The following is a 14,197-nucleotide window of genomic DNA, read 5'->3' as shown; positions in this document are numbered from 1 at the left end:
CGCCAAGGGCTGTCCCGCAACTCCTGGCGGGTGCGCGACGACAGCTACGGCACCTCGCCGCGGTGTCGGAACGTCCCGCTGCATCCAGTATGCGGACGCCCCTCCGCCTTGCGACGCACCGCATCCGACGCCGCGCACCGATCCGCCACGAATTGCGGGACAACCCATAGGGGGCACCGGAAATAGGGGTTGGCCCCTCACGGCGCCGGTGACACGGTGGACCGCATCCCCGGAACCGCCCGCCCCGCACCGGACCCCGTGTCCCGGCGCGGGGCGGAGCCGTCCCGCACCCGCCCGCGCGACCGCGCGTACGAACCGACGCGCCGAACGCGCATCTCGCAGGAGGTCCCATGACCGACCGTCGTACCGTCCTCATCACCGGCACGTCCTCCGGTATCGGCCTGGCCACCGCGGTCGCCGCGGCCGAGGCAGGCTGGGACGTCGTCGCGACCCTCCGCGACACCGGCCGGGCCGGCGCCCTGCGCGCCGCCGCGGAGGCTGCCGGCGTGGCGACGCGTGTCCGGGTCGCGCGCCTCGACGTGACGGACCCGGCATCCGTCGCCGAAGCCGTTTCCGGGGCGGTCGCCGAGCACGGGCGGCTGGACGCCGTGATCAACAACGCCGGAGTCGGCCAGCTCGGCACCGTCGAGCAGATCGGCATCGAGCCGTTCCGTGCCGTGATGGAGGTGAACTTCTTCGGGGTCGTGGAGGTGACACTCGCGGCGCTCCCGCATCTGCGCGCGAGCGGTGGCCGGGTCATCACCGTCAGCAGCCTCGGCGGCCTGATCGGCCAGCCTTTCAACGAGGCGTACTGCGCGGCGAAGTTTGCCGTCGAAGGCTTCCTGGAGTCGCTCGCACCGGTCGCCGCAAGCGCCGGGGTGCAGGTCTCCGTGGTCGAACCGGGGCCTGTGGCAAGCGAGTTCGTCGCCTCCCTCGGTCCGTCCGTGCCGGGTCTCACCGAGGCCGCCGGACCGTACGAGGCCGCGTTCAAGGCGTACCTCGCCACCACGGAGGGCCTCTTCGACCAGGCGCAGAGTTCGGCCGAAGCGGCGGCCTCCGTGGTGGACGTACTCACCGCCGAGCGGCCCGCGTTCCGGGTGCAGACCTCCGGCCTCGCCCGGGAACTCGCCGGGATCAAGGTGGCCGATGCCGACGGCTCCGCCGTCCAGGCGTTCACCACCCCCTGGCTGTCCTGACCTCCTCCGTCACGGAAGTGCCACCACCTGGGCCGCGTGCGCCAGTCCGGCACCGAAGCCCACCAGCAGAGCCAGGCCGCCCCGGGGCACCGCGCCCCGGGCGAGCAACTCCTCCATGGCGAGTGGAATGGACGCCGCGGAGGTGTTGCCCGCCCGCACGATGTCCCGGGCGACCACCACATGGGGCGGCAGCCGCAGTGCCGCGGCCGCCCCGTCGATGATCCGCAGGTTGGCCTGGTGCGGCACGAACGCGGCCAGGTCGTCCGGGGTCAGACCGGCCGCGTCGAGCGCGGCCCGTGCCGTCTTCGGCACCGTCGCGACCGCCCACCGGAAGACGGCGGGGCCGTCCATCCGCAGGGCGGGCGGTGCGCCGGCCGCCGCCGTCCCGACCGCCGGCCACGGCGACGAGTGGGCGATGGCCTCCTGACGCCCGCCCTCGGAACCCCAGACGACCGGCCCGATCCCGGGCTCGGCCGCCGGGCCGACCACCACCGCGCCGGCGCCGTCCCCGAAGAGGAAGGCCGTCCCACGATCCGTCGGGTCGACGATGTCGGACATCCGCTCCGAGCCCGCCACCACGACGTATCTGCTGCTGCCGGACCTGATCAGCGAGTCGGCCGCCGCGAGCGCGTGGCAGAACCCCGCGCACGCCGCCCCCACGTCCATGGCGCCCGCCGACGCCGCCCCCATGAGGTGGGCGACCCGGGGAGCGGCCGGCGGCGACTGCTCCCGGTGGGACATCGAAGCCAGCAGCACCGTGTCCACGCTCGAAGGAGCGATGCCCGCCTGGGCCAGTGCCTTCACCGAGGCGGCTGCCGCCATGCCGACGACCGTCTCGTCCGGGGCGGCGAACCGCCGGGAGGCGATGCCCGACCTGCGCCGGATCCACTCGTCGCTCGAATCGATCGGCCCCGCGACCTCGTCGTTGCCCACCACACGGGCGGGCCGGTAGGCGCCGACCCCCAGTACACGGGAGCCGGGGACCGGCGCCGCCGCCCGCAGCTTCCCCGGGACGCCGGCCGCCACCGTGCCCGCCGCGCCCCCGTCCGTACGCGTCCCTGTCGCGCGGGTGTCCGCCGCACCGGTGCTCATCATGCCTCCGGTACGGACGACGGGATCGCTCGCACCTCGAACTCGCCGTCCAGATAACGGCGTCGCGTCTCGCGGCGCTGCACCTTCCCGCTCGACGTCTTCGGCAGCGAGCCGCGTCTCACCAGCAGGATTTCGTCCGTCTCCAGCCGCTGCCCGTCGAGCACGGCGGCCCGCACGCGGTCGCGCAGGCCCTCCGCACCTCCGTCGCGCTGGGCACGGCCGTCCGCCTCGACCACCAGCACCAGCCGCTCGGCCGCCCCGTCGTCCACGGAGAACGCCGCCGCGCAGTTCGGCTGCAGCGCCGGGTCGGCGCTCTCCGCCGACACCTCGATGTCCTGCGGATAGTAGTTGCGGCCCTTGCGGATGATGACGTCCTTCAGGCGGCCGGTCACGAACAGCTCGTCCTCGTGCACGAAGCCGAGGTCGCCGGTGCGCAGCCAGGTGCCCAGGTCCTCCTCGCCCACCAGCCGTGCCCGGAAGGTCCGCAGACTCTCCGCGGGCCGCCCGTGGTAACCGTCCGCGACGCAGGGACCGTTGACCCAGATCTCGCCCACCGAACCGTCCGGCAGGCCGGTCAGCTTCTCCGGGTCCGCGATCCGGACCGTGGTCGCGCCGACCGTGGTGCCGCTGCCCACCGCGTGCACCGTGCGTGCGGAGGACACCAGGTCTTCCTCGGGCCCCCGAGGTGCCGTGATCAGCCGTGCGCGGCCCTCGCGCAGCGCCTGGGCCGACAGGACGAGGAGCGTGGGCTCCCGGTCCTCCCGGCTGCCGGTGGCCTTCAGAGTGTTCTCCGCCAGGCCGTAACCGGGGCACATCGCGCTCGGCCGGAAGCCGGCCGGGGCGAAAGTCCCGGTGAAGGCGCGCACCGTGTCCCATCGCACCGGCTCGGCCCCGTTCGCCGCCACCCGGAGCGAGGACAGGTCCAGCCCCTCGGCAAGGCCGCTGTCGGCGGCGTCCCGCACGCACAGCTCGTACGCGAAGCTCGGCGCGGCGGTGTGGCTGCCCCGGAACCGGGAGATCGCCTCCAGCCAGCGTGACGGCCGCCGGATGAACGCCTCCGGGGCCATCAGATAGGCCGGAATCCCCGCCCACAACGGCAGGACGACCCCGAACAGCATCCCCATGTCGTGGAAGAGCGGAAGCCAGTTGACGACGGCGCTGTCCGCACGGCAGGGCCACAGCTGGTCCGTCTCGGCGACGTTGCTGCGGAAGTTCGCGTGGGTGACGCGGACGCCCTTCGGGTCACCCGTGGAACCGGAGGTGTACTGGAGCAGAGCGGTGTCGTCCGGACCGGCCCGCGGCCCGGACCACTCGACGCCCTGCGGTCCGTCCGTCGCCTCGACGGCCGGGACGTCGAGCGCGTCGGAAGCGAGGAGGGTGAGCCCCGCCAGCTCCGGGGACCCGCCGAAGCGCTGCTCCAGATCGCTCTTGACGGCTGCCGTGGTGAGCACGGTGGTCGTTCCCGCGTCGTCGGCGATGCGCCGCAGCCGTTCCAGGCCGCGCTGCCGGGTCGGCACCTGGACGGGAGCGCCCGCGACACCGGCGTACATGCAGGCGAGGAGCGTGGAGACGAACTCCAGGCCGGACGGGTAGAGCAGGACGACGGCTCTGCCGCGCAGCCCCGTGGCGTCGAGCACCGCCGCGCGGGACCGTGCGGCGAGGTCGAGTTGACCGTACGTCAGGGTCTGCTCCGGGCTCTCGCCGTTGCGGAGGAAGACATAGGCGAGGTCGTCGGGCCGGGTGCGGGCGCGCAGACGCAGCACTTCGGGGAGGCTAGGCAGCTCGCCCGTCGTGGTGTCCGGGGCGCCGGAGCGGCGCCCCGGAGAGCCGGCGGTGGGGGCGGTGGGAGTGGCGGTGGCGGAAGCGGTGGCGGTCATGGGGTGTCAGGCCTCTCGTCGCTGCGGCGTGGGCGCCGGTGCGTTCGGCTCGGGGCACTCATGGCGGTTGCGGGTGGAGCGGTACGTGTGCGGGCTCCGGTCCACGCGTCCGGGGCGGACGCGGGTGGTGCGGTGCGCGTTCGGCCCGGAGCTCTCACCGGGTGGGGGTGAGCTGCGGGAAGAGCGGTGAACGCAGCGGGCCGAGTCGCTCCTCGCCTATCCGGGCGCGCAGTTGGGGATCCGTCACGCCGAGTCCGGCCTCGGGGGCGAGGGCGAGGACGCCGACCTTGCCGGTGTGGCTGTTCGTCTGCACCAGGCGCGCCGCCTCGCCGACCTCGGCCAGCGGGTACACCTCGGAGAGGACCGGCGCGATGCTGCCCAGCTTGAGCAGCCGCATCATCTCCGCAGCCTCGTGGAGGTTCATCCCGTGGCTGCCCACGATGCGCTTGAGGTTCATCCAGAAGTAGCGGTTGTCGAAGCTGTGGTCGTAGCCGGTACTCGAGCCGCAGGTGACGACCGTGCCGCCGCGTCGCGCGACGATGACCGAAATGCCGAAGGTCGCCCGGCCGACGTGGTCGAAGACCACGTGCGGATCCTCGCCGAGCTCCGCCCGGATGGCCCGGCCGAGCCGCTTGGCCAGTTCCACCGTCCCGGCTCCGGCCGCGGGCTCGCCGCCGATGCCGATCTCCTCGCGGTTGATCACCACGTCGCAGCCGAGCTTGCGCAACTGCTTCGCCTTGGCTTCGGAGTTGACGACACCGACCGGGATACCGCCTCCGTTCTTGACCAGTTGGACCGCGAACGCGCCGAGACCACCGGTCGCACCCCAGATCAGGACGATGTCGCCCTGCTTGATACGGGCGCCCCGGTCGCTGACCAGCATGCGGTACGCGGTCCCGCCGCAGAGCGGCACGCAGGCGGCCTCCTCCCACGTCAGATGGGCCGGCTTGGGCAGCAACTGGCTGGCCCGTACGACGGTGTAGTGCGCGAGACCTCCGAAGTTGGTCTCGTACCCCCAGGCCTTCTGGTCGGCACCGAGCATGCCGTCGGAATGCGTCACCGGGTCCTGTTCGTCCACCACCGCCGCGTTGACCGCCACGTGGTCGCCCACCTTCCAGCGCCGGACCCCGGCGCCGGTGCGTACGATCACGCCGGCCGCGTCGGACCCGACGACCTGGAACGGCTGGTCGTGGCGGGCGTTGTAACCACCCGTGCGGGCATAGCGCTTGAGCGCGTTGAAGGTCGAGACGGGCGAGAAGGTCGCCGACCAGACGGTGTTGTAGTTGATGGAGCTGGCCATGACCGCCACCAGCACCTCGTCCGGCGCCAGCTCGGGCATCGGTACCCGGTCCACCTTCAGCGAACGGCGTACGTCCTTGTCGGCCACACCGTCGAAGATGCCGACGTCCTCCTGCCGGATGTGGGCGGCCACGAAGTCCGTGGGAACGGGGGCGCGCTCCAGCTCCTCGGGTGAGGCTCCCCGGAGAACGGCCTCGGTCAGTGAATCCATTGCTGATTCCTTCCGGATCGGTGGGTCGGTGAATCGTGAGGCTTTCGCATTGTTTCCATTCGACGCTACGGCGGGCCTTTTCCGGAACGGAACCCCTATTCCCCGCGCCCCTAGGGGTGGCTTCCGCAGTGGGGCAGAACCAGTGGTGAGGTGATGAACTACCAGGTCCAGGCGGGGTGATGGAGGTCATAGGGGGAGGCTAGGGGTAGGCGCGGAGGGCCCTGGAGGTAAGGATGTGGGAGGTGATACCGGAGTTACTGGCAGCCCTTGGAGAAGAATTCCACGGACTCGTTCCAGCCCGGTCGCCGAATTCCAGGACCGCGGAAAGCGGGACCTGCGACGCCGGCAATGCTCCGCGCGACGATCGAGAAGGGCTCGGCGATGACGATGACCAGTCAGGGTGCCAACCGCACGGCCGGTACCGGCCACGGTGGGGGCCGGGCCGTCGCCGTGATCGGGCTGGCGTGCCGGCTGCCCGGAGCCCCCGACCCCGAGTCCTTCTGGGACCTGCTGAGCAAGGGGGCCGACGCGGTCCGCCCGCTCCCGGAGGACCGCCGCCCGACAGGCCCGGGCGGGCGGGGGAGCGGCAGCAGCTCCGACGAGGATCTGCCCGGCGGCTTCCTGGACGAGGTCGACCACTTCGACCACACGTTCTTCGGGGTCTCCCCGCGCGAGGCCGCCGAGATGGACCCCCAGCAGCGGCTGGTCCTCGAACTCGCCTGGGAGGCGCTGGAGGAGGCCGGGATCGTCCCCGGTGCGCTCGCCGGGACCCCGGTCGGCGTCTATCTGGGGGCGATGGCGTACGACTACGCGCTGCTGCGCCACCGCGAGGATGCCGAGCCCCTCACCCGGCACACCCTGGCCGGCCTCAACCGGGGCCTGCTCGCCAACCGGGTCTCTTACCACCTCGGGCTGCGCGGCCCCAGCCTGACCGTCGACTCCGCCCAGTCCTCCGCTCTCGTCTCCCTCCACCTGGCCCACCGGGCGGTCCGGGACGGCGACTGCGACCTCGCGCTGGCCGGCGGGGTGAACCTCGTCCTGGCACCCGACAGCACCTCGGCCGCCGCCCGCTTCGGCGGACTCTCCCCGGACGGGCGCTCGTTCACCTTCGACTCCCGCGCCAACGGGTACGTACGGGGCGAAGGTGGCGGCCTCGTCCTCCTCAAACCCCTGGACGCGGCCCTCGCGGACGGCGACCGCGTGCACGGTGTGATCCTCGCCAGCGCGGTCAACAACGACGGCGCGACCGAGGCCCTCACCGTGCCGAGCGCCGACGCCCAGCGGGAGCTGCTGGAGCGGGTGGCGGACGAGGCGGGCATCGACCCGCACGAGGTCCAGTACGTCGAGCTGCACGGCACCGGAACCCCTGTGGGGGACCCGGTGGAAGCCGCCGCGCTCGGCGCCGCCTACGGCGCGGGCCGCGCCGCCGACTCGCCGCTCGTGGTGGGCTCGGCGAAGACCAACATCGGTCACCTGGAGGGCGCCGCCGGGATCGCCGGCTTCCTCAAGACCGTGCTGAGCCTGGAGAACCGGCGGATTCCGGCGACCCTCAACCACGAGACGCCCCACCCGAGCATTCCGCTCGACACCCTGCGCCTGAGGGTCCAGCGCCGCCTGGGCCCCTGGCCCCGGCCGGACCGGCGGCTGATCGCCGGGGTGAGCGCCTTCGGCATGGGCGGCACCAACTGCCACGTCCTGCTGGCCGAGCCGCCCACGCCGGTCCGCCCGTCACCCCGAGCCGGAGCCACCCCCCGGGCGGAGGCCGCGCATACGGAGGCCGCGCGTACGGAAGCTTCCCCCGCGGAGTCCGTCCTGCCCTGGACGCTCTCCGCCGCCGACCCGGCCGCCCTGCGGGCCCAGGCCAGGCGGCTCGCCGCGCACGTACGGGCGGACCCGGAGGCGACCCCCGACGGCATCGGGCACGCGCTGGCCACCACCCGCGCCCTGTTCGACCACCGGGCGGTGGCCCTCGGTGCCGACCGTACGAGCCTGCTCGCAGCCCTGGACGGCGTCGCGGCGGGCCACCGCACCCCCGGCGCCGTGACCGGACGCGCCCGCGCGGCCGGTCCCCTCGCGTTCCTCTTCCCCGGCCAGGGAAGCCAGCGTCCCGGCGCCGGCCTCGGACTCCACCGCACCACACCCGTCTTCGCCGAGGCGCTGGACGAGGTGTGCTCCCACCTCGACATCCACCTCGAACGACCCCTGCGCGCAATCCTGTTCGCCGCGCCCGGCACCCCGGAAGCCGCTCTGCTCGACCGCACCGAATACACCCAGGTCGCGCTCTTCGCCCTCGGTGCGGCTCTCCACCGGGCACTCGAACGGCACCTTCCGCAGCCGGACTTCGTCCTCGGCCACTCCGTCGGAGGCCTCACCGCCGCGTACGCCGCGGGGGTGCTGTCCCTCGCCGACGCGGCCACCCTCGTCGCGGCGCGCGGGCGCCTGATGGGTGAGGCCCGCACCGGCGGGGCGATGATCGCGGTGGAGGCCACGGAAGAGGAAACGGCCCCCGTGCTCGCCGACTACGCGGGACGCCTGGCCCTGGCAGCCGTCAACGGCCCCATGGCCGTGGTGCTTTCGGGAGACGCCGACGCGGCCGAGGAGGCTGCCGCACGTTTCGCCGCCCGAGGGCGCCGCACCCGCGCCCTCAAGGTCAGCCACGCCTTCCACTCCCCGCACATGGACGGCGCGGTGGCGGAGTTCCGGCGGATCGCCTCCGGTCTCCTCTTCCGCCCGCCGACCCTCACCGTGATCTCCGACGCGACCGGGCAGCCGGCCGGCCCGGACGAGCTGACCTCCCCCGACTACTGGGCCGAGCACATCCGGCGCCCCGTCCGATTCCACGACGCCGTGCGTACGCTGACGGCACAGGGGGTGTCGGGCTACGTCGAGTCGGGACCCGGCAACGTCCTCACCGCGCTGACCCGCTCGATCCTGGCGGCGGACGGCGACACCACCGCGACCGCGGTGCCGCTGCTGCGTCCCGGGACGCCCGAACGGCTCTCCCTGCTCACCGGACTCGCCGAACTCCACACGGGAGGCACGGACGCCGACTGGTCCGGCTTCTTCGCCGGCACCGACCGCACGGAGCGCGCCACCCTGCCGACGTACGCGTTCCAGCGCCGGCCGTTCCGGTTCGCCACCGCGACGAGGGCCGGGACCGCCTCGCCGGACGCCGGGCGGGACCCCGCCCTCCAGGCCGAAGGCCAGGCCGAGCCCACGCCGGGACGGGAGCTTCCGCACGTCGAGAGCGCGCCCGGCACAGCCGCCCGCCCGGATTTCCTGCGACTGGTGACCGCCGCCGCCACGGAGGTCCTGGGCAGCACCTCCACGGACGGGCTCGACACGGACCGTACGTTCAAGGCGCTCGGCCTGGATTCCCTCGGTGCTGTGGAGTTCACCGACCGGCTCTCCCACGCGAGCGGGCTGCGGCTGACGCCCACCCTGACCTTCGACCACCCCACGCCCCTCGCGCTCGCCCGGCACCTGGAGGCGGAGTCCCGGCGGGAGGCCGCGCCGGACGTCGTACGGCCGCCCGGCGAAACGCTGTCCGACGACGATCCGGTCGCCATCGTCGCCACCGCCGGCCGGTGGCCCGGCGGCGCCGACACCCCCGAACAGCTCTGGGACCTCCTGGTCGCGGGCACCGACGCGACCAGCGGCTTCCCGGTCAACCGGGGCTGGCCCGAGGACCTCCACCACCCGGACCCCGACCGGCCCGGCGGATCCTACGTCGCACGGGGCGGGTTCCTGCACGACGCCGACCGGTTCGACGCCGACTTCTTCGGCCTGTCGCCCCGCGAGGCCGAAGCGATGGACCCCCAGCAGCGGCTCCTGCTGGAGACCTCCTGGGAGCTGCTGGAACGGGCCGGGGTGGACCCCGCCGCACTGCGTGGCAGCGGTACCGGGGTCTTCGTGGGCGCGACCCAGCAGGAGTACGGCCCCCGGCTGCACGAGACCACCGGGGACGGTGCGGGCCACCGGCTCACGGGGGCGACCGTCAGCGTCGCCTCGGGGCGGATCGCCTACGCCCTCGGGCTGGAGGGCCCGGCGCTCACCGTGGACACCGCCTGCTCGTCGTCCCTGGTGGCGCTCCACCTCGCGGTCCGGGCGCTGCGCTCGGGCGAATGCGACCTCGCGCTGGCCGGCGGCGTGAGCGTGATGGCCGCACCGGGCATGTTCACCGAGTTCAGCAGGCAGCGCGGCCTGGCCCCGGACGGGCTCTGCAAACCCTTCGCGGCGGCGGCGGACGGCACCGCCTGGTCGGAGGGGGTGGGGCTCGTCCTGCTCGAACGCCTCTCCGACGCCCGCCGGAACGGCCACCGGGTGCTCGCCCTGGTCCGGGGGAGCGCGGTGAACTCGGACGGCGCCAGCAACGGTCTGACCGCCCCGAACGGCCCGTCCCAACAGCGGGTCATCCGCAAGGCCCTCGCGTCGGCCGGGTTGACCGCCGCGGACGTCGACGCCGTGGAGGCCCACGGCACCGGCACCACCCTCGGGGACCCCATCGAGGCCCAGGCACTGATCCACGCCTACGGACAGAACCGCCCCGAGGGCCGGCCGCTCCTGCTCGGCTCCCTGAAGTCCAGCATCGGACACACCCAGGCGGCGGCAGGCATATCGGCGGTCATCAAGATGACCCTTGCCCTCGGTCACGGCTCGCTGCCCGGGACCCTCCACGTCGACCGGCCCACGCCGCACGTCGACTGGAGCCGGGGCTCCGTCGAACTCCTCACCCGCGAGACCCCGTGGCCGGCCGTCGACCGCCCGCGCCGCGCCGCCGTCTCCGCGTTCGGCATCAGCGGTACCAACGCCCACCTCATCCTCGAAGAGGCGCCCGCAGCCCCGCCGCAGCCCGCCCGCACACCGGCCGCGCCCGGCAGCCCCGTGCCCTGGGTCCTCTCGGCCCGCACCCCGCAGGCGCTGAGGGATCAGGCCGTCCGACTGGCCGCGCTCTTCGGCCACGACAAGGACCCGAGCGCGACCGACGCCACCGAAGTGGCGTACGCGCTCGCCCGGAGGCCGACCTTCGACCACCGGGCCGTGCTGGTGGGCACGGACCCCGCCGCCCTGCGCACCGCCGTACGCGCCGTCGCCCGGGGCGAGTCGGCCGAGGGAGTCGTACGCGGCCACGCCGCCGCCCACGGCCGGGTCGCCTTCCTCTTCACCGGGCAGGGCAGTCAGCGGGTCGGCATGGGGCGGGAGTTGTACGCGGCCCACCCCGTCTTCGCCACCTCGTTCGACGCCAACTGCGCTGCTCTCCATGCCCACATGACCGGGCACGCGTCGGCTCCGCTGCGCGACGTGATCCACGGCGCCCCGGACGCACCCGCCGGCCACGGGGGCGAGCTGGACCGCACCCTGTACACCCAGCCCGCCCTGTTCGCCCTGGAGGTGGCGCTCTTCCGGCTGCTGGAGTCCTGGGGCGTGCACCCCGACGTGGTGGCCGGACACTCCGTCGGTGAGATCGCCGCCGCCCACGTCGCCGGAGTGCTCGGCCTCGAAGACGCCGCCGCGCTCGTCGTCGCTCGCGCACGCCTGATGCAGGCGCTCCCCGAAGGCGGGGCCATGGTCGCCGTCGAGGCCGACGAGGACGAGGTGCTGGCCGAACTCGAAGGACTGGCGGACGCCGTGGGCATCGCGGCCGTCAACGGACCCACCGCAACCGTGATATCGGGTGAGGAGAAGGAGGTACTCGCGACCGCCGAGCGCTTCCGCGCACGTGGCCGCCGCACCAGCCGGCTGCGCACCAGCCACGCCTTCCACTCCCCGCTCATGGACCCGATGACCGGCGAACTCGGCGAGGTGGCGGAAGGCCTCACCCACCTCCCGCCCCGCATCCCCCTGCTGAGCGCGCTCGACGGCGAACACTTCACCCCCGAACGGCCGCTCACGCCCGACTACTGGGCGGCGCACGCCCGGGGCTCGGTCCGCTTCCTCGACGTCGCCCGCCGCCTGGAACGCGACAACGTCACCACCTTCCTGGAGCTGGGCCCCGACGCCGTCCTCACGGCGCTGACCCAGGAGGCCCTGCCCGGCAACCGCCCCGAGGCCACACCGCCGCCCGCCCTGGCCTCCCTGCTGCGCCGGGGCCGCCCCGAGCCGGAAAGCACGCTGACCGCGGTCGCCGCCGCCCACGCCCGGGGAGCCTCGGTCGACTGGAGCGCCGTCCTCGGCCTTACCGGGCCGAGCCGCGTGGAACTGCCCACCTACCCGTTCCAGCGCAGCCGCCACTGGGCGGACGCACCCGTACTCCGCGCCCCCTCTGCCGTGCCCGCAGAGGACGACCGGTTCTGGGAGCCCGTGGAACGAGAGGACCTCGACGCCCTCGCCGACACGCTCGGCCTCCTCGAACCGGCACACCGCGAGGCGTTGGGCACCGTCCTGCCCCGGCTCGCCCACTGGCGGAGCGAACGCGGACGGGCCGCCGAGGCCGACGGCCTGCGGTACCGGGTGCGCTGGCAGCCGGTACCGGACCAGCCGGCCGCCCCGGCAGGACCGGCCCGCTGGCTCCTGTTCGTGCCGGCCGGGCCCACCGACGGCGACCGCCCGTACGACGCATGGGCGCCGCTCCTGGAGAAGGCCCTCACCGGCGGCGGCGCGCGCGTCGACCTGGTCCCGGTGGCGGACCTGCGGGCGGACCGCGGCACCTTCGCCGCGCTGCTCGCGGAAGCGACCGGGCGGGCCCCGGCCGAGCCGGTGACCGGAGTGCTGTCCCTGCTCGCGCTCGACCACGGAACGGACCCGGACCTGCCTGCCCTTCCGCGCGGTGCGGCCGCCACCACGACGCTTCTCCAGGTGCTGGAGAGCGCCGGTACCGGGGCCCCGCTCTGGGCGCTCACCCGTGGGGCGGTGGCCGCCACCTCCGGTGACCGGACGGCCGACCCCACCGGTGCGCTCGTCTGGGGGCTCGGCGTGATCGCCGCCGTGGAGAGCCCCGGATGGGGCGGTGTCGTCGATCTGCCCGGACGTGCGGACGCCCGCGCCGCCGGCCGGGTGGCCGCCGCCCTCACCGGAGGCCACCGGGAAGCCGAACTCGCCGTGCGCCCCGAGGGCCTTCTCGCACGCCGCCTCGTCCCCGCACCACTGGAAGCCGCCCCCGGCGGCCGTACGGCCGGCTGGACCCCGAGCGGCACGGTCCTCGTCACCGGAGGCACCGGGGCGCTCGCCCGGCACACCGCCGTCTGGCTGGCCCGCAAGGGCGCCGACCACCTCCTGCTGGTCAGCAGGAGGGGCGGCGACGCGCCCGGCGCGGACGCCCTGCGCGACGAGCTCACCGCACTGGGAGCCGAAGTGACCTTCGCCGCCTGCGACGTCTTCGACCGCGACGCGCTCGCCGGAGTACTGGCCGCGGTGCCCGCCGAACACCCGCTGACGGCGGTCGTGCACACCGCCGCCGTACTCGACGACGCCCTGCTCGACGCCCTCACCCCGGAGCGGGCCGACCGGGTCCTGCGGGTCAAGGCGCTCGGCGCGCGCCATCTGGACGAACTCACCCGCGAACTCCCCCTGTCCGCCTTCGTGCTCTTCTCCTCAGTCACCGGGATCGCCGGCACCCCCGGGCAGGGCAACTACGCCCCGGGCAACGCCTATCTCGACGCCCTCGCCCACACCCGCCGGGCCGCCGGGCTCCCCGCCACCTCGATCGCCTGGGGCCAGTGGGCGGGCGACGGCATCGCCGGTGACGAAGGAGCCCACCGCAACGCGCGGGGCGGGCTGCTCCCGATGGAGCCCGAACTCGCCGTCTCCGTACTGGAACAGGCCCTGGACCGGGACGAGACCCATCTGGTGGTCTGCCGTGCCGACTGGCAGGTTCTCGCGGCCGGCCGCTCCCACCCGTTGCTGGCGGAGCTGACGACCGCCCCTGCCGACGCCGGGGCCGGTTCGCCCGACGAGCCCGGACAGAGCGGTCTGGTGGCCGAGCTGGCCGCGGCCGCGAGCGACCAAGAGCGCCGCAGGCTACTGCTCCGCTTCGTGACGGCCCAGGTCGGCGAGGTCCAGGGCGGCAGGCCCGCCGGGTCGGTCGAGATCCACCGGGGCTTCAAGGAGCAGGGCTTCGACTCCCTCACCACCGTGGAACTGCGCAACCGGCTCAACCGGCACACCGGCCTCAACCTGCCGACCACCGCGGTGTTCGACCACCCCACCCCGCACGCGCTCGCCGAGCTCCTCCACGAACGCCTCGTCCCGGCAGACCGGACCCAGGAGGACGCGGTAAGCGAACTCGCCGGACATCTCGACCGGTTGGAGGCCCTGCTCGCCTCCCTGCAGCCGGGCGGACCCGAACGCGCGGAGGCGGCGGCCCGGCTGGCCGCGCTGGCGGCGGGCGACGAAAAACCCCGCCCGGCCGACGCTGACGACCAGGACGTGGCCGCGGGCCTCTCGTCCGCCACCGACGACGAACTGATGGATTTCATCGGCAAGGAGTTCGGCATTTCCTAGCGCATGCCCGGAGCCGGTCCCTCGCGCCCCCGCCTTCGGCCCCCGACGACGCACCACCGACCGCCCGGCCCCGGGCGCTCGGC

General features: G+C 74.1%; 5 protein-coding genes. 2 read left to right on the top strand and 3 right to left on the bottom strand.

What is annotated here, in order from left to right; all coding sequences use genetic code 11:
* The first annotated feature begins 350 nt into the window (after positions 1-350).
* A complete protein-coding gene (locus ACFWEP_RS09740) occupies positions 351-1,196 on the top strand; it encodes an SDR family NAD(P)-dependent oxidoreductase (protein WP_387368261.1) in 846 nt (281 codons plus the stop codon).
* Positions 1,197-1,205: 9 nt separating this feature from the next.
* Here the strand turns inward: ACFWEP_RS09740 and ACFWEP_RS09735 are convergent, their stop codons facing one another.
* The 3 genes from ACFWEP_RS09735 to ccrA all read right to left on the bottom strand — a co-directional run bounded on the left by ACFWEP_RS09735 (position 1,206) and on the right by ccrA (position 5,675).
* Entirely contained in the window at positions 1,206-2,291 is a 1,086-nt protein-coding gene (locus ACFWEP_RS09735) for a beta-ketoacyl-ACP synthase III (protein ID WP_387368259.1), read from the bottom strand.
* Entirely contained in the window at positions 2,288-4,165 is a 1,878-nt protein-coding gene (locus tag ACFWEP_RS09730; RefSeq protein WP_387368257.1) for a fatty acyl-AMP ligase, read from the bottom strand. Before ACFWEP_RS09730 ends, ACFWEP_RS09735 begins: the two co-directional genes overlap by 4 nt.
* A gap of 154 nt (positions 4,166-4,319) precedes the next feature.
* Positions 4,320-5,675, bottom strand: coding sequence for a crotonyl-CoA carboxylase/reductase (gene ccrA, locus ACFWEP_RS09725; RefSeq protein WP_387368255.1), 1,356 nt, complete (start codon positions 5,673-5,675; stop codon positions 4,320-4,322).
* A 387-nt stretch (positions 5,676-6,062) separates the two neighbouring features.
* Here ccrA and ACFWEP_RS09720 point away from each other — a divergent pair, with 387 nt between their 5' ends.
* On the top strand, positions 6,063-14,114 hold the full coding sequence (locus ACFWEP_RS09720; RefSeq protein WP_387368263.1) for a type I polyketide synthase: 8,052 nt from the start codon (positions 6,063-6,065) through the stop codon (positions 14,112-14,114).
* Positions 14,115-14,197 lie beyond the last annotated feature (83 nt).

Source organism: Streptomyces sp. NPDC060198 (assembly GCF_042728415.1).
GTDB lineage: Bacteria > Actinomycetota > Actinomycetes > Streptomycetales > Streptomycetaceae > Streptomyces.
The sequence above is the reverse complement of the archived record's forward strand: the minus strand, read 5'-3'. Positions and strand labels throughout refer to the sequence as shown.

Coding starts and splice junctions, on each gene's coding strand:
- ACFWEP_RS09740 (WP_387368261.1), top strand. CDS start 351: ATGACCGACCGTCGTACCGTCCTCATCACCGGCACGTCCTCCGGTATC.
- ACFWEP_RS09735 (WP_387368259.1), bottom strand. CDS start 2,291: ATGATGAGCACCGGTGCGGCGGACACCCGCGCGACAGGGACGCGTACG.
- ACFWEP_RS09730 (WP_387368257.1), bottom strand. CDS start 4,165: ATGACCGCCACCGCTTCCGCCACCGCCACTCCCACCGCCCCCACCGCC.
- ccrA (WP_387368255.1), bottom strand. CDS start 5,675: ATGGATTCACTGACCGAGGCCGTTCTCCGGGGAGCCTCACCCGAGGAG.
- ACFWEP_RS09720 (WP_387368263.1), top strand. CDS start 6,063: ATGACCAGTCAGGGTGCCAACCGCACGGCCGGTACCGGCCACGGTGGG.